We start from the raw sequence: 21,194 nt of genomic DNA, 5'->3' as shown, positions 1-21,194 counted from the left end.
ATGAAGGGCAGGATACACGGGCTGGATACCTTGCGCGCCGCGGCGATTGTGCTGGTGCTGATGTACCACTACGGCGTGGTGGCCGGTGGCCGCGACTTTGGCGAGGCGGGACGCATCGGCTGGGCCGGCGTGGACCTGTTCTTTGTATTGAGCGGATACCTGATCGGCAATCAACTGCTGGTGCAGCGCATGCCGCTATCGACTTTCTTCGGCCGCCGCCTGCTGCGCACCGTGCCGAACTACTACGTGGTGCTGGCCGCGTACTTCCTGCTGCCGTCAACGCTCGGCGGCAGCGCCACCGCGCCGCTATGGCGCTTCCTTACCTTCACGCAGAACATCGGCCTGCAATACGGCCAGACCTTCACCCATTCGTGGTCGCTGTGTATCGAGGAACAGTTCTACCTGATCCTGCCGCTGGCGCTCCTGCTGCTGCGCCGTCCGCGCTGGATCTGGGCCGGCATGGCGCTGGCCGTGGCGGGCGCCACCGCCTTTCGTATCAACGGCTGGTCGCACGGCATGCAGCCGTTTTCGCAGGAGCTGTATTACTCCACCTTCGCGCGCTTCGACGAACTGCTGCCCGGCGTGGCGATCGCCCTGCTGAAGAACCATCACGCTGCACTGTACGAGCGTATTCTGCGGCACGGCAATCTGCTGCTGGTCGCGGGACTGGCGATGGCCGGCATACTGCTGGCGCACTTCGACGACGAATCGTTCTTCATGACGGCGTTCGGCTTTACGTTGCTGGCGCTGAGTTTCAGCCTGCTGCTGATGGCGGCCCTCAGTCCTTCATCGCTGCTGACGCGCGTGCGGGTGCCGGGGGCGGAGAGTCTGGCCCTGTGGTCGTACGCGATCTACCTGGCGCACAAGCCGCTGTTCAAAGTGGTGGGGGAGGGGCTGCCGCTGGACCGTCATGCGGCGCCCGGTATTGCGGTGGTGATGCTGGCCGGCGTGGGCGGCGGATGGCTGCTGTATCAATTGATCGAGCAGCCCTTCATGCGCCTGCGCGCGGCCTGGTTCCCGCTTACTCCTTATTATGGAACGGCGCGAACCACGTAACCAGGAACGACGGAATGGTCGCCGCCATCACCAGCCAGAAGTAGTGCACATAGCCCAGCATCTGCTGCAGGTGGCCGCTGACCACACCGGTCACCATCATGCACAGGCCCATCAGGCCGGTGCCGAAGGCGTAGTGGGTGGTGGTGTATTTGCCCGGCGCCAGTTGCTGCATCAGGTAGATCATGAAACCCACCGAGCCGAAGCCGTAGAAGAACTTCTCGACCGCCACGCCGGCGCTGATGATCATCAGGTTATCCGGCTGGTAAATGCTCATCAACAGAAAGGTGACGTTGGGGATATTGACCGCGCAGCACAGGGTGAACAGGGTGTTCTGCAAGCCGCGACGGGCCACGAAGATCCCGCCCAGCAGCGAACCAACCAGCACCGCGATCAGGCCATAGGTGCCGTAGATCAGACCCAGCATCTCGTTCGACAGGCCAAGGCCACCCTGCGCCACCGGATCGACCATGAAGAAGGGACCGATTTTTTCCAGCAGGCCGATACTGAGGCGGAACACAAACGCAAAGCCAACCATCAGCCAGACGTCGCGCTTCTGGAAGAAGGTGACGAAGGAATCCTTGAGGATGAAGGCCGCTTCGGCCGCCGACTTCGGCGCGTTTTCGGCCTTGGCGCCATCCGGCATCACGCGCATATGCCACAGCGCGGTGAGGATGGTGATGCCGGCGACGATGAAGAAGATCACGCGCCACGATTCGATCCACTCCGGACCGAACACGCCGGCCTGGTGGTGGAAGTAATGGGTGTGCAGCCAGCCGCTCAGGTACACCATGCCGCCCGAGGCGACGATGGGCCCGATGTTCCAGCTCAGGCTCTGGATGCCGCAGAACAGCGACTGGGTCTTGCCATCGAGCGCGGTGACGTAGACACCGTCCGAGGCGATATCCTGCGTGGCGCCGACCAGCGACAGTATGCCGAACAGGAACACCATGATGACCATGTAGTCCGGCAGCGACATCGCCAGCGCCACGCCGGCAAAGCCGACGCCGACGATCAGTTGCGCGCACAGCACGAAGAACTTCTTGGTGCGGTACATTTCCACGAACGGCGCAAACAGCGGCTTGATGGTGTAGGCCAGGATCAGGTAGCTGGCGTATTGCGCGGCCTGGCCGTTGTCCATGCCCAGGTTCTTGAACATGATGGAGGTGACGCTGGTCAGCATCACGTAGGTCAGCGCCATGGCGAAGTAGCCGCTCGGCACCCACAGCATCGGCGTATTGCGCGCGAACATGGCGCGCAGCAGCGATGGCGGCGGTGTCGGCGTCGATGGCGCAGCGGCGGCGGCCGGCGATTCTTGCGGCAGGGCGGAAGGGGCGGTGCTCATAGTGTCGTCCTCGTTGTTCTCGGTGGAGTGTAGCACTGGCTCTGCGGCCATTTTTGGTAAAACGTTCAAACGGGAACCGCCGGCCCGAAGGCCGGCGGCGGTACTACGGTTGCGTTGCTCAGGCAGCGTGCTGTTTCTCTGCGCGCTGTTGGATCAGGTAATCGCGGTACCACAGCGCGCTATGCTTCGGCGTGCGCTTCTGGGTTTCGTAGTCGACGTGGACGATGCCGAAACGCTTGGCATAGCCGGAGTTCCATTCAAAATTGTCCAGCAGCGACCACAGGAAGTAACCCTGGATGTTCACGCCTTGCAGACGGGCGTCGTTCAGGGCCTTCAGGTGGCGCTGGACGAAATCGATGCGCGCTTCGTCCGGTACTTCGCCGTTGACGATGGTGTCCGGATTGGCCATGCCGTTTTCGGTGATGTAGATCGGCGGCAGGTCGTAATCGGCGTTCAGCTTGAGCAGTAGTTCGGTCAGGCCGTCCGGGTAGATTTCCCAGCCCATGTCGGTCTTGCCCAGTTTGCACTCCGGCTGGCGCGGCGGCGTTTCGGTCGAGCAGAAGGCGCGGAAGTAGTAGTTCACGCCCAGGAAGTCGATCTTCTGGTGTGCGGCTTCCAAGTCGCCGGGCTGCACCACCGGCGCGTTGTCGCCGTGGACCTTGAGCGCCAGTTCCGGATATTTGCCTTTGAAGATAGGGTCCATGAACCATTCCACCGAGCGCGAATATTCAAATTCGGCGGCGGCCTTGTCGGCGTCGCTGTCGGTGGCCGGATCGGCGGTCCACTGGTTCAGCACAATGCCCAGCTGGGCCGAGCTGCCGACCTTGCGCATGGCGGTCATCGCCAGGCCGTGCGACAGCACTAGATGGTGCGATACCTGGATCGATTGCTTCAGGTCCGTCACGCCCGGCGCGAATTGCGCGTTGCCGTAGCCCAGATTGGCCGTGCACCATGGCTCATTGTGCGTTGCAATCGTTTTCACCCGGTTGCCGAAGCGGCGCGCCACTTCCGCCGCGTATTCGGCGAAGTGATACGCGGTGTCGCGATTCAGCCAGCCGCCGTCTTCCTGCAGGCCTTGCGGCAGATCCCAGTGGTACAGCGTGATGTGGGCGGCGATGTTTTTGCTTTCCAGTTCCTTCAGCAAGCGGTCGTAGAAATCCCAGCCAGCTTCGTTCCACGCGCCTTTGCCCTGCGGCTGCACGCGCGCCCAGGCCATCGAGAAGCGGTAGGCGTCCACGCCCAGGCTGGCCATGATGGCCACGTCTTCCGGGTAGCGGTTGTAGTGGTCGCAGGCGACGTCGCCGTTGGTGCCGTCAATGACTTTGCCCGGCGTGTGGCTGAAGGTATCCCAGATCGACGGGCCTTTGCCGTCGGCGGTCGCGCCGCCTTCAATCTGGAAAGCACTGGTGGCAACGCCCCAGGTAAACGAAGGTGGGAATTGCGTGAAATCGGTCATGTGTCTTTATCGTTTTAATAGGATTAACGGGTGCGGAGGGGAGGACATAGCTACGTTTGAAAACGATTTCACGCCTCAGATGATGATTAGACCTCAACTACTTGTGAGTGTCAATCGATTTGAAAAAGCGCGCAGGCAAGCCTGATATAATGCCGCCTCAATAAATTTTTGCTGAATCCGACCATGTCTTCCGATACGCCTAAAGACGCCCCAGCGCGCGCCATGCTGTACGACCCGACCGAACACCGCATCCGCAGTTTCGTCACCCGTGCCGGCCGCCTGTCGACGGCGCAGGCGCGTTCGCTGGAAGAACTGGGTCCGCAGTTCCTGATCCCTTACGAAAAAGCGCCGCTGGATTACGAGCAGACCTTTGGCCGCAAGGCGCCGGTGGTGCTGGAGATCGGCTTCGGCATGGGCGGCACCACGGCGCACATCGCCGGCGTGATGCCGGAGAAGGACTTCATCGGCGTGGAAGTGCACACGCCGGGCGTGGGCAGTTTGCTGAAGCTGATCGGCGAGCAGAATCTGACCAACCTGAAAGCCATCCAGCACGATGCGGTGGAAGTGTTGAACTTCATGATTCCGGATGGTTCGCTGCACGGCGTGCATATCTACTTCCCGGACCCTTGGCACAAGGCGCGCCACAACAAGCGCCGTCTGATCCAGTCGCCGTTCGTCAAGCATCTGGTGCAGAAGCTGGAAGTGGGCGGCTATCTCCATCTGGCGACCGACTGGGAAGACTACGCGGTGCAGATGCTGGAAGTATTGAGTGCGGAAGAGGGCTTGCAGAATACCGCTGAAGGCTATGCGCCGCAGCCGGCGTATCGTCCGCTGACCAAGTTTGAAAACCGCGGCCTGAAGCTGGGCCATGGGGTGTGGGATCTGGTGTTCACCAAGAAGTAAATTATTTGCGCAGCGCTTGGTTCAGGCGCTGCATCACGTCATCCGGCGTCGTCTGGGTACACCACAGGCGGCGGTCGGCATAGACTATCTCCGAGAGTTTTCCGGCGCGTTCGCGGCCCGGCAGGCCGACCCAGGCCAGCATGCAGGCTGGCTGCACATTCGCTTTCAACAGGATCAACTGCTGTTTGGCCGGTGTGCTGCGCAACTGGTAGGGGATGTTCGCGGCCCTCAGCGCAGCGAGCAGCTTGTCGATGCCTTCGCCTTGCGCCATGCCGCTCATGGTGTAGTGATACGGCGGACGCTCGTTGTAGTGGATCGCCAGCGGCTCGGCGGCCAGCGCCGGCGCGGCGAGCACCATCAACGTGGCCGCAAGCCTGTTCATTTCTCCAGCGGCTCCACGTCCAGCACCACGATGTACTGCAAGCGCTTACCCTGCCACAGCGCGCCGCCGCGTACCTGCGCATCGACGGTGCTCAACTGGCCGACGGCTTCCTTCTTGCGCAGCAGTTCGCGGAACTTGATCGACGCCTTCTGCGACAGATAGCCGACCATGCGACCTTCGATGAACACCGCCACCGCTTCGTTCTCGTAGGCGTTGCGGTCATCCGGCATTAGCGTCGCCACATACGGCGCCGCAGCAGCGCTGTCGCCATGCGCGCCGGCCAGCGCCTGCAGCGTAGGCTGATAGCGCGACTCGTTCATCAGCTCCACCATGAAGCGGCCGCCGTCGGACCAGTGCAGCGCTGGCGCGCTATCCGGCAGAGTGGGCTCATACGGCACGCCGCTCGGCAGCGGCAATGGCTGCGGCTTGACCGGATTGCTCTTGATGATGGCGTAGACCACCAACCCCGTGGCGAGGATGATCAACAGGGAGATTATGGATGTCATAGCGTGTTTACTTAAACAAAGGCCGCCATCTTAACGCATGAATTTGGACTGGTAGACGATTTTGCCGCCCACCACCGTCAGCAGCACCTTGATGTTGGCGATGTCCTCGGCCGGTATCGTGAAGAAGTTACGGTCGAGGACAATCATGTCGGCCAGCTTGCCCACTTCCAGCGATCCACTCTCCTTTTCCTGGCGCAGCGTGTAGGCCGCATTCAGCGTAATCGCCCGCAGCACTTCGGCGCGTGGCATGCCCGGTTGCGCGGTCAGCCGGCCGGCGTACTCCTTGCCGGCATCCGGCGCGGCGGTGCGGGTCACGCCGACTTTCAGCGCGAACCATTCGTCCAGCGGGTCGACCGGCCAATCGCTGCCATAGGCGATGCGCGCGCCGGCGTTCAGCAGCAGCGCCTGCGGTTCAACGGTGGCGTAGCGCTTTGGCCCCATATAGTCCTTCAGCGCGCCCAGCGTATCCGGCGCCGGCTTGGCCCACTGGAAGGACAGCACCGGCGTCACGTCCAGCTGCGCAAAGCGCGGGTAATCGGCAGGGTCGACGATTTCATCATGCGCCCGTACCGGCCGTACGCGCTTGCCTTCCGGCGTGGCGCGCAGGTCTTCGATGGCGTCCAGCGATTCGCGCACGGCGCGGTCGCCATCGACGTGAATGTGCGGATCGATGTGCGCGCGCGCCAGTTCCTTCAGCGTGGTGCGCAGCGCTTCCGGCGTGAAGTAGCTCGGCGGACCGTTGTGCGGGCCGGGCTGCCAGTCCGGCTTCTCCGGCGTGCCTTTGTTGGTCAGGTATGGTTCGATCATCGCGCCGGTAAAGGCGGGCGCCGAGATCACGCCATCCATGAACAGCTTGGCGTGGCGTACCTGCATCGATGGCGCGACCTTGGTCGGTCCCTGGTCGAACTGCTTTTGCTGCTTGAGCAGTTCCGCTACTGCGCTTTGCGGCGTCGCGCCTTTATCGAGATCGATCAATACGGCGAAGTGCGCGCGCGCCGTCAGCTTGCCCTGCTTTTGCAGGTCGGTGAAGGCGGTCATGGTTTCGGGATCGGTGTAGGCGTCGAGGAAGCTGGTGATGCCTTGCTGGCGCATCGCCGCGAGGGCGGCCTTGGATGCGGCCAGGTTTTCGGCCACCGTCAGCGGCGGCAGCAGGTTCATGGCCAGATCCTGCGCGGCGTCTTCCAGCAGACCGGTAGCGTTGCCCTTGGCGTCGCGGGTGATCTTGCCGCCCGCCGGATCGGGCGTTTCGCGTGTGATCTTCGCGGTCTGCAGGCCCTTGGTGTTGAGCAGCGCCGAGTGGCCGAAGGACGAGCGCACGATGATCGGGCGGTCGGTCTTCAGTGCGTCGAGCGTGGCGGCGGTGGTGTCGACGCCGTCCGGCAGCATCCCTTGCTGGAACCAGTTCACCACGATCATCCAGCGCTCCGGCCCGGTTTTCTTGTCGCGGTCCAGGCAGGTTTGGATGCGCGACTGGAATTGCGCCACCGTCAGCGGCTCGTAATTCAGGCTGCAATTGAGCAGGCGGCTGCCACCCGATTGCGGATGCATATGGCCGTCGATCAGGCCGGGCATCAGCATGCGGCCTTGCAGGTCGATCACTTCGGTCTTCTTGCCGGTGAGGGCTTGGGCGCCGTCGTTATCGCCGACGTAGACAATGCGGCCGCCGCGCACGGCCAGCGCCTGCTGCACGCTGTCCTTGGCGTCCACCGTGTAGACATAGCCGTTGCGGTAGACCGTGTCGGCCGGTTTATCTGCCGCGTGGGCGGCCGACAGCATCAGAGTTAAAGCGACAAAACAGCCAATTCGGGTCATGCGATCCTCGCGTTGGTGATACAAACGATTACAAATTTACAGCGCACTGGTAGTTTCCATAAGGTATTGTCTGGCGTCTTGACATTTTGCCACCCTATAAGGATAAACGCGCCATGAAGTTGAAGTCGTCTTTGATCGCAGCCTGTGTTGTTTTGTCGACTCTCACCGCTTGCGGTGGTGGCGGCGGCTCCAGTTCCAGTGCCGGCGGCAGCACGACCACGCCGGCGGACAATCCGGGCAGTTTCAGCCAGACCGACACCGTGCTCGGTACCGGCACGCTGGCCAGCAGCACCGATATCGTTGGCATCCGTTATTCCTACTGGCTGTATAGCGCCTCGGCGGCCGATCATAAAGGCACCAAGATCGATTCCAATCTGACCAGCGCGACGCCGTATGTGTTTACGCTGGGTGCGAGCGGCAATTTGAAAGGCCTGGACCAGGGCGTGACCGGCATGAAGATCGGCGGCCAGCGCACCTTGATCATCCCGGCCAGCCTGGCGTTTGGCGCGACCGCGTCGGCCTCGATACCGGCCAATTCGGGTCTGGTATTCGATGTGCAGCTGACGGACGTGCAGGCGCTGGCCGAAGCGCCGGCCTTCGGCACTGTTGATACGGTGGTCGGCACCGGCACTACCGCGATTGCCGGCAGCACCGCCAACGTCAAATACAGCGCTTACCTGTACAGCAGCGTCGCCGCTGACCACAAGGGCATTCTGGTTGACACCAACACCACGTCGACCACCAACTTCTCGTTCGTGTTGGGCGGCGGTGGCGTGATCAAGGGCTTTGACCAAGGTGTGACCGGCATGAAGGTGGGCGGCAAACGCACCATCACCATGCCGTCCACGCTGGCTTACGGCACGAGCGGCTCGGGTTCGATCCCTGGCAACTCGGGGATGATCTTTACCATCGAGCTGATCTCGGTTCAGTAAGTCTTGAGCGGCGTGGCGCGGCGCAGCGGCGGCAGGAAGGCCAGCAGGTTGCCCGCCAAAACCAGCGCCAGGCCCACCAGCGCTGGCGCTGTCCAATGATAGCCTTCGTAGAAGGTGGAAACGGTCAGCGCCACGATGGGAAACAATACCGTCGAATAGGCTGCGCGGTCAGGACCGATGCGGCCCACCAGCATCAGGTAGGCGGTAAAGCCGATCACCGAGCCGGGAATCGCCAGATACAGCAGCGCGCCGAGATAGCGCGGTGACGGATCGAGCGCAAACGGCATGCCCAATGCCAGCGCCGCCACGCCCAGCGTGGTGGAGCCGATCAGCATCGCCCAGGTGTTGGTCAGCCACGGCGTGAGCCCCAACCCCATCGACTGCATGCGGCTCGACAGCAGATTCCCGCAGGAGAAGCACAAGGTGCCGCCCAGCGTCAGCGCCAGGCCCCACAGCGTATAGCTGTCGTGCCAGTGGCCGGCCATCTGCGGCGCGAACAGCATCACGATGCCGCACAGGCCGAGCAGTGCGCCGACCATCACCTGCGGCTTGATCGGTTTGCCGAGGAAGATGCGGCCATTGATGGCGTTCCACAGCGGCGCGGTGGAGAACACCACCGCTTCCAGCCCGCTGGTGATCCATTGGCTGGCGTAGTAAAAGCACAAAAAGTTGACGCAAAATAGCGCGATCCCTTGCGCGAAGAGGTAGGGCCACGCCTGGCGCGGCGGCCACCATGGCTTGCGGCTAATGAGCAAAAATGCCATCAGTACGGCGGCGGCGATCCAGAAGCGGTAGGCGATCGATACCGGCGCGGGCACCACGCCGAGTTGAAAGGAAATGGCGATCCAGGTGGTACCCCAGATCAGGACTGTGAGGGCGTAGAGTAGTGTATTCATGCCGCCAGCATGCCTTCCGCGCGCGCCGCCGACTTGTCTGAAATTGCGCATATCGCGCTGCGACCGGCGCCACGGCCGGCGGCGCGGCTGGCGCCGTGCTAGACTTTCTTCATGTCGCCACGTCCCGCCATCGCCAACGCGCTTGAATCGCAATCCATGCCGGAAGGCGCGCTGTCGCGCTCTGTTTTCAAGACCATGTCGGAGACCGACGCCAAGCTGGAGCGCTTTGCCTGGCTGGGGGATGAACTGGCGGTCGCCATCTGGCGGCGCGATACGCTGGTGGCCGAAACCAGTTATGACAAGCCGGGCCACCACACGCTGTCGCTGTACCTGGAAGGCGGCCACCGCACCGAGCGGTCGGAGCTGCCGGGCATTTACGGCGCGCCGCAGCGGCTATGCACCTTGCCGGATTGGCACGAGTCCAGCTGGACGGTGCGCGGCCATATGCACTTCGTGCACCTGTACTTCCTGCCCGAGCATTTCACGCGGCGCGCGGTGGTGGAGCTGGACCGCGAACCGCGCGAGCTGACGCTCAGCGACCGCACGTATTTCGAACACCAGCGTATCGCCCACCTGTGCGCAACGTTGGCAGCCATGCCATGGGAAGGGCCGGATGCGCAGCTGCGCGCCAACGAGGTGGCGCATGAAACCTTGAGCCATCTACTGCTGGCGCAGTCGGTGCCGCAGCATCAGCAGCGCGTGCGGGGTGGACTGGCGCCGGTGGTGCGCCGGCGGCTGGCGGAGTTCATCGAAGCGCACCTGGCGCAGAACATCACGCTGGGGATGCTGGCGTCATTGGCCTCGCTGTCGGAATATCACCTGGTGCGAATGTTCAGGGTGTCGTTCGGCATGCCGCCATCGGCATGGATCGCCGCGCGCCGCATCGACCATGCGCGCGCGCTGCTAAAGAGCAGCGACCAGCCATTGCAGCAGATCGCTGACGCCTGCGGCTACGCAGACCTGAGCCACTTCAGCCACCGCTTCCGCGCCGCGATCGGCGCTCCGCCCAGCCGTTACCGCCACATCATTCACACTTGACGCTTAATCCATCTCGCTGATCAGGTTGACGATTTCGTCGCCGTAGGAGGCGAGCTTTTTCTCGCCGACGCCGGAAATGCCGCGCAGGTCGTCCAGCGCGGTCGGACGGGCCTTGGCGATTTCGCGCAGGGTGGCGTCGTTGAAGATGATGTAGGCGGCGACATTGTGCTCGCGCGCGGTGCCCATGCGCCACGAGCGCAGGCGGTCGAACAGCCGCTGTTCGTGCTCCGACAGGTCGCTCTCGACATAGCCCTTGGCGGCGCGGCTAGGCTTGGCCTTGACCGGTTTCTGGTACTGGCGCAGTTGCACCTTCTGGCCGCCCTTGAGCACCGGACGCGCGGCGTCGGTCAGTTTCAAGGAGCTGTATTGTTCATGGTCGACCGTCAGCAGGCCGAGCGCGATCACCTGGCGCAGGATGGCGCGCCATTCCTGTTCGCTGCGGTCGGCGCCGATGCCGAACACCGACAGCGAGTCGTGATGCCAGGTCTTGATGCGCTCCGTCTCCTGGCCGCGCAGCACGTCGATCACGTGGCCGGCGGCGAAGCGCTGGTCGACCCGGTACACGGTCGATAAAATCTTCTGCACCGGCACCGTGCCGTCGAACGACACCGGCGGAATCAAACAGGTATCGCAATTGCCGCACGGGCCGGCCTGTTCGCCGAAGTAGTCCAGCAGGCGCACGCGCCGGCAGCTCAGGGTCTCGCACAGGCCGAGCATCGCATCGAGCTTGTTGCCCAATACGCGCTTGAAGGTTTCGTCGGCCTCGGATTCGTCGATCATCCGCCGTTGCAACACCACGTCCTGCAGGCCGTAGGCCATCCAGGCGTCGGCCGGGCCGCCGTCACGGCCGGCGCGGCCGGTCTCCTGGTAGTAGCCTTCGATACTTTTCGGCAGATCCAGGTGGCAGACGAAGCGCACGTCCGGTTTGTCGATGCCCATGCCGAAGGCGATGGTGGCGCACATGACGATGTTCTCTTCGCGCAGGAACTTGGCCTGGTTGGCGGCGCGCTTGGCGTGGTCCATGCCGGCGTGATAGGCCAGCGCGCGCACGCCGTTCTCGTTGAGGAATTCGGCGGTCTCCTCGACCTTCTTGCGCGACAGGCAGTAGACGATGCCGCAGTCGCCGCCATGTTCGGCGGTGATGAAGTCCAGCAGCTGCTTGCGGCCATTGCCCTTTTCCACGATCGAATAGCGGATGTTGGGGCGGTCGAAGGAGGAGACGAATTGCGCCGCGTCCTCCAGTTGCAGGCGGTGGACGATTTCGGCGCGGGTCTGCGGATCGGCGGTGGCGGTCAGCGCGATGCGCGGCACGTTGGGGAACTGCTCGTGCAGGATCGACAGCTTGATGTACTCGGGCCGGAAATCGTGGCCCCATTGCGAGACGCAGTGCGCCTCGTCAATCGCAAACAGCGCGATGTTCGAGTTCTGGAACAGGTTCAGACAGCGTTCCGTCATCAGCCGCTCGGGCGCGACGTAGACCAGATCGATCTCGCCGGTGCGCACCAGGCGCTCGATGCGGCTGGCCTCTTCGTAGGTTTGCGTGGAATTGAGGAAGGCCGCACGCACGCCGACTTCCTCCAGCGCGTCGACCTGGTCCTGCATCAGCGCGATCAGCGGCGACACCACCACGCCGACGCCGTCGCGCAGCAGCGCAGGAATCTGATAACACAGCGACTTGCCGCCGCCGGTGGGCATCAGGACCAGCGCGTCGCCGCCGCCGGCCACATGGCCGACAATCTCCCCCTGCTGTCCGCGGAAGGCCGGATAGCCAAACACAGTTTGCAGCAAATGGAGCGCGCGTTCGTTGTTGTCCTGATGAATCATGTTACTGCGACTGCTTTACGGAAAAGTGTTATTCGGCCCAGACGATGGCGCCAGTATACGCGGTCACGAGCACCAGCAGGCCAAAAGCGATGCGATACCACGCAAAAACCGTAAAGGTATGCGAGCTGATATAGCGCAGCAGCCAGCGCACGCACAGGAAGGCCGAGATAAACGCCGACACGGTGCCGATGGTAAACAGCGGCAGGTCGGCGGCCGACAGCAGCGCGCGTTCCTTGTACAGCGAGTAGATGGTGGCGCCCATCAGGGTCGGAATTGCCAGGAAGAACGAAAATTCGGTGGCGACCTGGCGCGACAGGCCGAAGATCATGCTGCCCATGATGGTGGCGCCGGAGCGGCTGGTGCCGGGAATCAGCGCAAACGCCTGGGCGATGCCGATTTTCAGCGCGTCCAGCGGCTTGATATCGTCGACCGAGGTGATGCGAGCCGAGGTCGGCTTGTCCTTGGCGCGTTTTTCCACCCACAGGATGACGAAGCCGCCGATGATGAAGGCCAGCGCCACCGGCACCGGCGCGAACAGCACCTGCTTGATGGCCTTGTCGAACAGCACGCCCAGCACGGCGGCCGGGATGAAGGCGATCAGCACATTGGTGGCGAAGCGTTGTTGTTTTGGATCGCCGAGACCGGTCAGCACGGCGATGATGCGGGCGCGGAACTCCCAGATCACGGCCAGCATGGCGCCGGCCTGGATGACGATCTCGAACACTTTCATTTTCTCTTCCATGCCGTGGAAACCCAGCAGGTGCTCAGTCAGGATCAGGTGACCAGTAGAGGAAATCGGCAAGAATTCCGTAAAACCTTCTACCAGGCCCATGATGAGGGCTTTCAGCGCGAGTACGATATCCATGAATTAAGTATTTACACGTGGAGGATTGAGAAAAAGGAACGGCCAGCAGGGCGCCGGGGTCGAAGCTTACCATGCCGGACACGCAATTTTGCCAATGTGACTCAAGCGTAATCGAGCCTCTGTTAAGGCTGAATGAAAAAAAAGCCCCCGCAGCAAGCTGCGAGGGCGAAATTGCGACAAATACAACGGCGTCGCGAGGGAGATGTTTAGAAGGTCACGTCGAGGCGGGCGCCGAAGTAGCGTTGGAAGTCGCGCGGCGGCATCCATTCGGTGGTGTTGACCGCCACCGGCGTGTTCGGCGCTTTCGGGCTCCAGGTGCCGTTGGCGATGGCGTTGTTGAGGCCGGTCGCGTAGCGCTTGTCGAACAGGTTGTTGACCAGCAAGGTGACCTTGTAGCGGTCCTGCTTGTCCTTGACGCCAAAACTCAGGTTGGTGATGCTGTAGGCGCCCTGGATGGTGCCCGGGTCCTGGTTCAGCGAGAATTGCGTGCGGCTCTGGTAGCGCGTGGAGCCGGACACAAAACCGTTGAAGCTGTACGACGGCAGCATCAGGTCGTACTGGCCGCCGAGGTTGACCTTGACCTTGGGCGCGTTCGGCAAGGTCTTGCCGGCCAGGTTTTGCACGAAGGTGTTGTTGAACTTGGGATTCTGCGCGCAGCCCGGTCCCGGCACGCCGGCGGTGCCGGCAGCGTTGATGACGTTGTAGCACGGACCGTTTTCAAACGACTGGATGGTGGCTTCGGTGTAGGCAAAGCTGCCGTTCAGTTGCAGTTCGCGCGTCACGCGGACGTTGCCTTCCACTTCCAGCCCTTGCGTGCGCAGGCCGCCAATGCTGTTCAGGCCGGTGCGGAAGGTGCCGTCGTCGTCAAAGAAGCTGGACGATTGCTGGAAGTGCTTGAAGTTGGTGCGGAACAGCGCCACGCTGAACATCGCGCGGTTGTCCCACAGGCTTTGCTTCCAGCCCAGCTCGTAGCTCTTGGCGGTTTCCGGCGCGACCGCAGGCAAGGCGGCGGTAGCGGCCGTGAAGCCGGAGGTCAGGTCGTAGGCCTTGCCCTTGTGGCCGGTCGAGGCCATGGCGTACAGCATGCTGTCCTTGTTCAACCGGTGTTCCAGGCCCAGCTTGTAGGTGCTGCTCTTGTCGGTGTCGGACTTGGTGTAGAACTCGGTGGTGGCCTTGACCTGCGGCGGCACCGTGTAGCGGCGGAAGTTGTAGCCGGTGTCTTCGTCGTTGTAGCGGGCGCCGACGATCAGGCTGGTGTCCGGGCGGAAGTCCCACGAGCCCTGGCCGTAGATGGCCTTACTGACGTTCCACGCATCGGCGCCGTAGGCGGTGCCGTAGGCCTGGATCAGCGGCGCCTTGGTCAGCTCGCGCGTCAGGTCGTTCTTGCCGTACCACAGGCCGCCGACGTAGCGCAGCGCACCCTTGTCTGGCGACGTCAGGCGGAATTCCTGGGTGGTCGAGGTGACGTCGAACGAGCCGTACTGGTACAGGCCGCCGTGCATGCCGGTCGGCTGGCCGTTCGGTAACAACAGGAACGGCAGGATGTCGACATCGGTGTTGTCGTTGTCCTGGTAGTCGTCCATGTGGTATTTGCCGTAGGACGAGATCGAGCTCAGCGTGTGGCCGGCCAGCGGGCCGTTGTCGTCGAACGCCCAGTCCAGCTTGACGCCGGTGCCGGCGTCGTGGAACTTGCCGCCGGTCGGATAATCGTTGCGCACGTCGCGGTTGTCCGGGCTGATGGTGATACCCGACAGCACCACCGACGGCGGCAGCTGCGGCGCATTGCGGTACAGCGCGCCCGGCGACATCGACGTGAAGGCGGTCGAGCAGCAGAATTTTTCGGTGCGGTTGTAGTGCGGCGTCAGCGTCAGGGTCAGCTGGTCGAGCGGTTGCCATTCCAGCTTGCCGCTGATGTTGTCGCCCTTGCTGCCGTTGAGTTTTTTGCCGGTGGTCAGGTTGTTGAGCGTGCCATCGAAATTGGTTTTGCTGGCGGCCACGCGCAGGCGCAGCGTGTCGGACACGGCGCCGCCGGTGCTGACGCCGACGCGCCATTCATCGTCGTTGGTGACGTAGGTGGTGGCGGTGGTTTTCCACGGGCCGCCCAGCGGCTTGGTGGTGATGTTGATCGCGCCGGCAATCGAGCTCTTGCCGAACAGCGTGCTCTGCGGGCCTTTCAGCACTTCGATGCGGCCGACGTCGGCCAGGTCCTTGAAGGCGCCGGCCTGCATGCCGAGCGGTACGTCGTCGACGATCACGGCCACGTCCGCCTCGACGCCGATGCCCAGCGAGAAGGTGCCGATGCCGCGCATATTGATGCTGAAGTTGCCCGGCTGGGTGCCGTAGGACAGCGTCAGCGCTGGCGACAGCGAGGGGATGTCTTCCAGGTCGCGCACGTTGGCGCGTTGCAGCACGGCGTCGTTGAGCACGGTGATCGAGGCGGGGACGTCTTGCAAGTTCTGTGCGCGCTTGTTGGCGGTGACGATCACCGATTCCAGCTTGCCATTGTCGGGTGACTGGGCTGCTTGTTGCGCGGCCGCGCCGCCGGCCAGCAGCGCGAGGGACACAGCGGCCGTGATGAGCCGCAGTTTGGGTTGTTTCGATTGCATTGTGGTATCTCCTGTATTTTTTGATTTTGGTACTGAAACTAGGTTGTGGTACCGTTTCCACTTTGGATGAAAAAAATCCGCCGGCGTATTTTGAACGGCCGGCGGGGCGTTACTGCGTACTGACTTTGAGCGGTGCTTTCAGCTTTTGTGCGTAGTTGCGGACATAGGCGTCCCAGGCAGCGGCGTCGGCAAAGTCGCCGCTCTTGCTCCAGCCGGCGCCGAAGTAGTAGACGAAGGGCTGGCCCGGTTGCGCCGTGCCCAGCGCGAACTGCTGCTTGTCGATTAATTGGTAGCCGCTGGTGCCGGCTGGCAGCACCACGCCGCAGCCGATGCTGCCATCGTCGCCGTGCGGCGGCTGCCAGTAGGCGGCCCAATTGTCTGACGCGCCGTTGACGTAGTGGCCATCGCCGTCGCGTTGGACGATGCCCACGCCAACGGTCAGCGGCCCTTTGCCGCTGGCCTTGAAGCGGGTTTCAACGCGCGTCATGTTGGAGCCGGCGTCGATCGAGTAGCGTTTCACTTCGGAGACCACGCGGCCGTTGCCCGCATCCCAGTCGCCGTAAGCCAGTTCGAAGATGGCGCGCAGCGGGCCATCGGCCAGCACCTTCCACGTCTTGAAGTTGGACGAGTTATGCAGCTTGCCGTCAGCGAGGATGGTGGTGCCGCCGCAGCCGCGGCTCTGGCCTACATCGTAGAAATCCAGGCCTTCGCCGATGTCGTGGTGATACTCGCCACGCTTGTACCATTTGTCGACCACCGGCGTGCGCACCTTCTTGACCCACACGTCCACGCCGCTGCTGATCAGGTGTTCTTTCGGATCGTTGATGATGGCCGGGCCGTACACGCGGTGCGCGGTGCGGTCGCTCTCCCAGGCGAAATCGTCCAGCCGTTCCGGCACGAAGCGCGCATGGGTCTTGACGTCGGCCGGCGGCACGGCGGCCAGGCGTTCTGCCGGCAGCACCAGGTAGCGGCGCGTTTCGCCCGCAGCCAGGTTGACCGGGAAGATGATCTGCTTGCCAATCACCTGGGAATTGACGATGGCCGAGGTGGCGCCATCCATCACCACCGGCTTGCGGATGCCCTTGCCGATGGTCGCTTCGGCCAGTTCGTCGCCGCGCACGCCGCTGGTCGGATTGGCGACGCTGACGGTTTGCGGTTTCGTTTTCTCCAGCACCGCCATGCGATAGACCTCGCTGCCGGCCAGCAGGAAACCGCCGACGCCATACACCTCGGTCAGATTGTCATCGAAGACTTTCGGCGCCAGTCCAATCGGCTGCACGTGCGTCAGTTTGCCGTCCGGCTGCACGTTGGCCACCAGCGCGGTCCACGCCTTCTGCACTGCAGGCTTGTACGCTTTCGCATCCAGCAGTCCCTGGTTGACGCCCCACGCAAACGCATACGCATACAGCGCCGAACCGCTCGACTCCTTCATCGGGTAGGTGTCGGGATCGAGCAGGCTCGCGCGCCACAGGCCATCTGGCTGCTGCAGTGTGAGCAGCTTGGCGGCCATGTCCTTGTACTGCTGGACGAAGCGCGGACGCTCGGGATGATTCTCCGGCAGGTATTGCAGCATGCGCACCAGGCCACCCATCACCCAGCCGTTGCCGCGTCCCCAGTAGACCTTCTTGCCATTGGCTTCGCGCTTGTCGAAGTAGTTGGAGTCGCGGAAGTACAGGTGTTCTTCCTTGTCGTACAGGTAGTCGGAGGTCACCCACCATTCGCTGATGGCGAAGTCGATATAGCGCCGGTCGCCGGTGATGGCCCACAGACGCAGCCAGGCCGGCGACGCCATGTACAGCGCGTCGCACCACGACCAGCGGTCCTGGTTACCCTTGACGGTGAACTCCAGCGTGCCGCTGCGGCGGTTGGCCAGGATGTCGTCAAAGCTGGCGCGCATCGGCGCGATCATTTTCGGGTCGTGCGTTTGCAGATACAGCTCGGCGTAGGTCTGGCCGACAATGTGGTCATCCGCGTGGTAGTGATTGGGACCGAGATTCCAGTTGTTCTTCTCGCCCATGGCGATCATCGCATCGCGGTATTTGCTGCTGCCGGAGATATTCGCCAGCGCCATGATGCCGTTGTAGCCGACTGCCTGGGTCCAGTCGTCCGGACGGTGCTTGCTAGGATTGGCCAGCTGCCAGTCGGCCACGCGCTCCATGGTGGACAGCACGGCTTTCGGATTGATGGCGGCCGATGGCGCGGCCGCCTGCACGGCAGGGGTATCGGCGGCGATGGCGGGAACGGCGTGGCACATGGCCGCCACGGCGGCCAGTACTGCTATGCGAAGATGCGGTGATGTCATGTGTCTCCTTTGTGTTTTATTTTATTTGTACATCGGTCCTGCTACGACGAACGGGCCGCCCTGGTAGATGGTCGGCGCGTCGCCCGATTCTGGATAGTCGGCGCTATCGGGGAAATTGCCGGCGTAGTCCTTGGCGCTATGCTGCGGCACGTAGCCCAGGTGCGAGGCGTGCTTGTTGTCCCACCACTTGACCGGGTTGTCCGAGGTGCCGAAGGTGATGGTGTGGCCGACGCGCGGCGTGAACAGCGAGCAGCGGATCAGCTCCACCAGGTCGTCGTAGGCCAGGTAGGTGACCATCATGCGCGGGTTCTTCGGCTCCGGGAACGAGGAGCCGATGCGCAGGCATACGGTCTCGGTGCCGAAGCGGTCGTAGTAGTAGCGCGACAGGGCTTCGCCGAACGCCTTGGAGACGCCGTAAAAACCATCGGGACGCAGCGGCATGCTGGCGTCCACCAGATCGGTGGTCTTGTAGAAGCCCACCACGTGGCTGGAGCTGGCGTAGATCACGCGCTTGACGCCGCACTTGTGAATCGCTTCGTACAGATGGTGCAGGCCGAGGATGTTGGCGTTCATGATCGGCTCAAACTTGTCTTCAACCGAAATGCCGCCAAAGTGCAGCACGGCGTCCACGCCTTCCATCATGGCCATGACCTTGTCTCGGTCGGCCAGGTCGCCGATAACGATTTCCTCGCCGTCGCGTGCGGGGCCGAGATCCTTGACGTCGTTCAGGCGGACGACATCCGCCCACGCTTTGGCGCGTTCGCGCAGCACGGTTCCCAGGCCGCCGCCGGCGCCGGTCAGAAGGATGCGTTTGAAAGGTTTCTGAGTGGTGGTATTGGTCATTTTTAGGTGTGTTTGGTTAAACGTTTAATCGCAAGTATAACCATTTTGCTCTGCGGGTCAATGGAATAGTTGGTGACGTGGCTTTACCTGCACAGAAAAATCACATACCATCCGTAAAACGTTTTCCATAATAATTGAGACACCACATGACATCCTTGAATTCCATCGCGCTGGCGGTGCTGCTGGCCTTCGCTCCCGCCTCCGCTGTTGTTGCCCAAATTCCCGCCCAAGTCACCCCCGCCAACTACGTGCCGCCGCTGGCCACGACGCCGATGAACCGCATCGTGCAGGACAACGCGTACACCCAACTGGATTACTTCTTCAAGAAGCTGGCAACGGAAAAAGAGGGCATCGTCATGGACGGCACCTCGCCGTTCAAGAGCGGCGACAAGTTCCTGCCGGGGAAAGTGGCGGCGGGCCTGGGGCATGTGCTGCTCAATACGGCCAAGGACGATCCGTCGCTGGACCAGAAGCTGAAGGACTACCGCGCGATCGCCGATATGACGGTTGGCATGGACAACCATACGTGGGGCATCTACTACTACATCGGCACGCTGGTGAAGCTGAAGCAGGCTGGCTTGCTGGAGCGCGCCGTCAGTCCGGCCACGCTGGAGAAGCTGCGCAAGCAGCTGGACTGGCGCACCTTCGTCACGCCGCAATGGGATCTGATTTCGCTGCCGACCAACTATTACGGCGTCGCCTTCAGCATCGCGCGCCTGCGCATGTTGATGGGCTGGGAGGACGACAGCGCCGGCAAGGTGCTGCTGGAGAAAATGCTCACGCATTACAAGAAGTACTCCGGCCAGTACGGCTTCTCCGACGAGACGGATGGCGAAGGGCGCTTCGATCGGTACAGCATTCTGCTGATCGCCGAAATTTGCGAACGCTTCCTGGAAACCGGCTTGCAACCGACCGACGAACTGAAAGGACTGCTGCGCAAGGCGGCCGACATCGCGCTGAACGTGTCCAACACCGCCGGCGATGGCTTCAGCTTTGGCCGCAGCCTTGGCCCATATGGCGAGACCGCGCTGGTGGAGATCCTGTCCGTGTCGGCCTTCCTGAACGTGCTGACGCCGGAGGAGAAGCAGTACGCCTACGCCTTCTCGTCGCGCGTGGCGGCGCGCTACATGGACTTCTGGTATGACCCGTCCATGCATTCGCTGGATATGTGGGGCAAGGGGCGCCGCACCGATACCTATCGCGGCAAGCATCGCATCCTTGGCGAGAACTTCTCGCTGCTACACCAGCTGCTGTCCACCAACGAGATGTGGAACGAGGCCGGCTTCAAGGATGTGCAGCCGAAGGCCGACTTGCAGGCGTGGCTGGACAGGAACCGTCCGCAGTTCAGCGTGACCACCTTTGCACACGGCGACTATGACCGCGCGCTGGCGATTTTCCGCGATGGTAAGCACGTGGTCAGCCTGAACATGATCAACGGCGGCATCAGCCAGCATGACAACAGCCCTTACTACCCGCTGCCGTTCGCGCAGGGGATTGTCTCCGGTGTGGCAGACAGCGGCGCCGCGCACCCGCAGCTGCTGCCGAAGTTCACCATGGCCGACGGCTCGCAGCTGATCGGCGCCGTCTGGATCAAGGACATCAAGACGGTCAAGGATGGTCAGCGCTACACGGTCACCTATCGCCAGGATGAACTGGATAAACTGGGCAAGCGTTCGCCGGTCAAGGATGGCCGCATCAAGCTGCAAACCACCTATCAGCTGGAGCACGGCCTGATGACCCGCACCGACGTCTACACCCCGGTCGGCGCGCAGGAAGTGGAGAAGGTGTCACTGGAATTCGCCTCTTTCTCGGATCAGGCTACCATGAAGGGTAATACCGTCACCTTCGCGCAGGGCGATGTGACGGAATACAGTGTCAGCGGCTTGCAGCAATGCCAGTCTGCGCCGACCAATGGCAGCAAGGACTTCATGGCGCCATACGGTGCGATGAAGACGCTGGTCACCTGCAGCACCGGCAAGCTGACGTTGAAAGAGCCGCTGACGATCAAGTGGAGCATCAAGTATCAATAAAGGGGGAACCGTATGCCGCATCTGACAATCGAATACACCGCCAACCTGGATGCGCATACTGACATCGGCGAATTGTGCAAGACGCTGTCGCACACGCTGGTCACGTTGCAGGACGCGACCGGCACGCTGGTGTTCCCGCTGTACGGCACGCGCGTGCTAGCCTATCCGGCCGCGCAATTTGCGGTGGCGGATGGAGAGCAGGGCAGGGCTTTCGTCTATCTGAACATGCGCATCACGCCGGGCCGCAGTCCGGAACTGGTGCAGACGATAGGCGATACGCTGCTGGCGGCGGCGCGCGCGCATCTGGCGCCGATGCTGGACAAGCTGCCGCTGCGGCTCACGCTGCACATAGACGCCACGCCGCCTGGCTACGAAGGCAAGTTCACCAACTAAAAAAATAC

Annotated in this window: 17 protein-coding genes; 6 read left to right on the top strand and 11 right to left on the bottom strand. The window is 62.5% G+C overall.

The genetic code is table 11. The features are described 5' to 3' along the window. Positions 1–1,056 (top strand): acyltransferase family protein, encoded by a 1,056-nt coding sequence (locus HH213_RS08395; protein ID WP_169111954.1) that lies wholly within the window; start codon positions 1–3, stop codon positions 1,054–1,056. Here HH213_RS08395 and HH213_RS08390 read toward each other — a convergent pair. Then, entirely contained in the window at positions 1,022–2,398 is a 1,377-nt protein-coding gene (locus tag HH213_RS08390; protein ID WP_217363500.1) for an MFS transporter, read from the bottom strand. The two genes, HH213_RS08395 and HH213_RS08390, sit on opposite strands and share 35 nt — an antisense overlap. A gap of 118 nt (positions 2,399–2,516) precedes the next feature. Further along, positions 2,517–3,854, bottom strand: coding sequence for a GH1 family beta-glucosidase (locus HH213_RS08385; RefSeq protein ID WP_169111953.1), 1,338 nt, complete (start codon positions 3,852–3,854; stop codon positions 2,517–2,519). A 222-nt stretch (positions 3,855–4,076) separates the two neighbouring features. Here HH213_RS08385 and trmB point away from each other — a divergent pair, with 222 nt between their 5' ends. Next, entirely contained in the window at positions 4,077–4,757 is a 681-nt protein-coding gene (trmB, locus tag HH213_RS08380; protein ID WP_110845695.1) for a tRNA (guanosine(46)-N7)-methyltransferase TrmB, read from the top strand. 1 nt (position 4,758) lies between these two features. On the opposite strand, the gene HH213_RS08375 is transcribed toward trmB, so the two are convergent. The 3 genes from HH213_RS08375 to HH213_RS08365 are packed head-to-tail and all read right to left on the bottom strand — an operon-like array spanning position 4,759 to position 7,457. Then, a complete protein-coding gene (locus tag HH213_RS08375) occupies positions 4,759–5,139 on the bottom strand; it encodes a hypothetical protein (protein WP_169111952.1) in 381 nt (126 codons plus the stop codon). After that, complete coding sequence (locus tag HH213_RS08370; RefSeq protein WP_169111951.1) at positions 5,136–5,645, bottom strand: hypothetical protein; 510 nt, start codon at positions 5,643–5,645, stop codon at positions 5,136–5,138. Before HH213_RS08370 ends, HH213_RS08375 begins: the two co-directional genes overlap by 4 nt. A gap of 30 nt (positions 5,646–5,675) precedes the next feature. Further along, a complete protein-coding gene (locus tag HH213_RS08365) occupies positions 5,676–7,457 on the bottom strand; it encodes an amidohydrolase (RefSeq protein WP_169111950.1) in 1,782 nt (593 codons plus the stop codon). 152 nt (positions 7,458–7,609) lie between these two features. On the opposite strand from HH213_RS08365, the gene HH213_RS30100 reads away from it, so the two are divergent. Beyond that, positions 7,610–8,389, top strand: a complete 780-nt coding sequence (locus HH213_RS30100) for an FKBP-type peptidyl-prolyl cis-trans isomerase (RefSeq protein ID WP_169111949.1) — start codon at positions 7,610–7,612, stop codon at positions 8,387–8,389. Here the strand turns inward: HH213_RS30100 and HH213_RS08355 are convergent. Beyond that, the gene (locus HH213_RS08355; protein WP_169111948.1) at positions 8,383–9,285 is read right to left on the bottom strand and encodes a DMT family transporter; all 903 of its coding nucleotides are present in this window, start codon (positions 9,283–9,285) and stop codon (positions 8,383–8,385) included. The genes HH213_RS30100 and HH213_RS08355 overlap by 7 nt on opposite strands. Before the next feature lie 111 nt (positions 9,286–9,396). Between HH213_RS08355 and HH213_RS08350 the strand changes: the two genes are divergently transcribed. Further along, positions 9,397–10,323 (top strand): helix-turn-helix domain-containing protein, encoded by a 927-nt coding sequence (locus HH213_RS08350; RefSeq protein WP_169111947.1) that lies wholly within the window; start codon positions 9,397–9,399, stop codon positions 10,321–10,323. 3 nt (positions 10,324–10,326) lie between these two features. On the opposite strand, the gene recQ is transcribed toward HH213_RS08350, so the two are convergent. The 5 genes from recQ to HH213_RS08325 all read right to left on the bottom strand — a co-directional run bounded on the left by recQ (position 10,327) and on the right by HH213_RS08325 (position 18,763). Next, positions 10,327–12,147 (bottom strand): DNA helicase RecQ, encoded by a 1,821-nt coding sequence (gene recQ / locus HH213_RS08345; protein WP_161044476.1) that lies wholly within the window; start codon positions 12,145–12,147, stop codon positions 10,327–10,329. A 28-nt stretch (positions 12,148–12,175) separates the two neighbouring features. Continuing rightward, positions 12,176–13,012, bottom strand: coding sequence for an undecaprenyl-diphosphate phosphatase (locus tag HH213_RS08340; RefSeq protein WP_169111946.1), 837 nt, complete (start codon positions 13,010–13,012; stop codon positions 12,176–12,178). A 206-nt stretch (positions 13,013–13,218) separates the two neighbouring features. Next, a complete protein-coding gene (locus HH213_RS08335) occupies positions 13,219–15,618 on the bottom strand; it encodes a TonB-dependent receptor (RefSeq protein WP_169111945.1) in 2,400 nt (799 codons plus the stop codon). Positions 15,619–15,727: 109 nt separating this feature from the next. Then, entirely contained in the window at positions 15,728–17,920 is a 2,193-nt protein-coding gene (locus tag HH213_RS08330) for a glycoside hydrolase family 88 protein (RefSeq protein WP_169111944.1), read from the bottom strand. Positions 17,921–17,941: 21 nt separating this feature from the next. Next, the gene (locus HH213_RS08325; protein WP_169111943.1) at positions 17,942–18,763 is read right to left on the bottom strand and encodes an NAD-dependent epimerase/dehydratase family protein; all 822 of its coding nucleotides are present in this window, start codon (positions 18,761–18,763) and stop codon (positions 17,942–17,944) included. A gap of 146 nt (positions 18,764–18,909) precedes the next feature. On the opposite strand from HH213_RS08325, the gene HH213_RS08320 reads away from it, so the two are divergent. Next, complete coding sequence (locus HH213_RS08320; RefSeq protein WP_174864400.1) at positions 18,910–20,793, top strand: hypothetical protein; 1,884 nt, start codon at positions 18,910–18,912, stop codon at positions 20,791–20,793. Between the two features lie 12 nt (positions 20,794–20,805). Next, positions 20,806–21,186 (top strand): 5-carboxymethyl-2-hydroxymuconate isomerase, encoded by a 381-nt coding sequence (locus HH213_RS08315; RefSeq protein WP_169111942.1) that lies wholly within the window; start codon positions 20,806–20,808, stop codon positions 21,184–21,186. The last annotated feature ends 8 nt before the right edge of the window (positions 21,187–21,194 follow it).

This window comes from Duganella dendranthematis (genome assembly GCF_012849375.1).
Taxonomy (GTDB): domain Bacteria; phylum Pseudomonadota; class Gammaproteobacteria; order Burkholderiales; family Burkholderiaceae_D; genus Rugamonas; species Rugamonas dendranthematis.
This window is presented reverse-complemented; position numbering and strand designations above follow the sequence as displayed.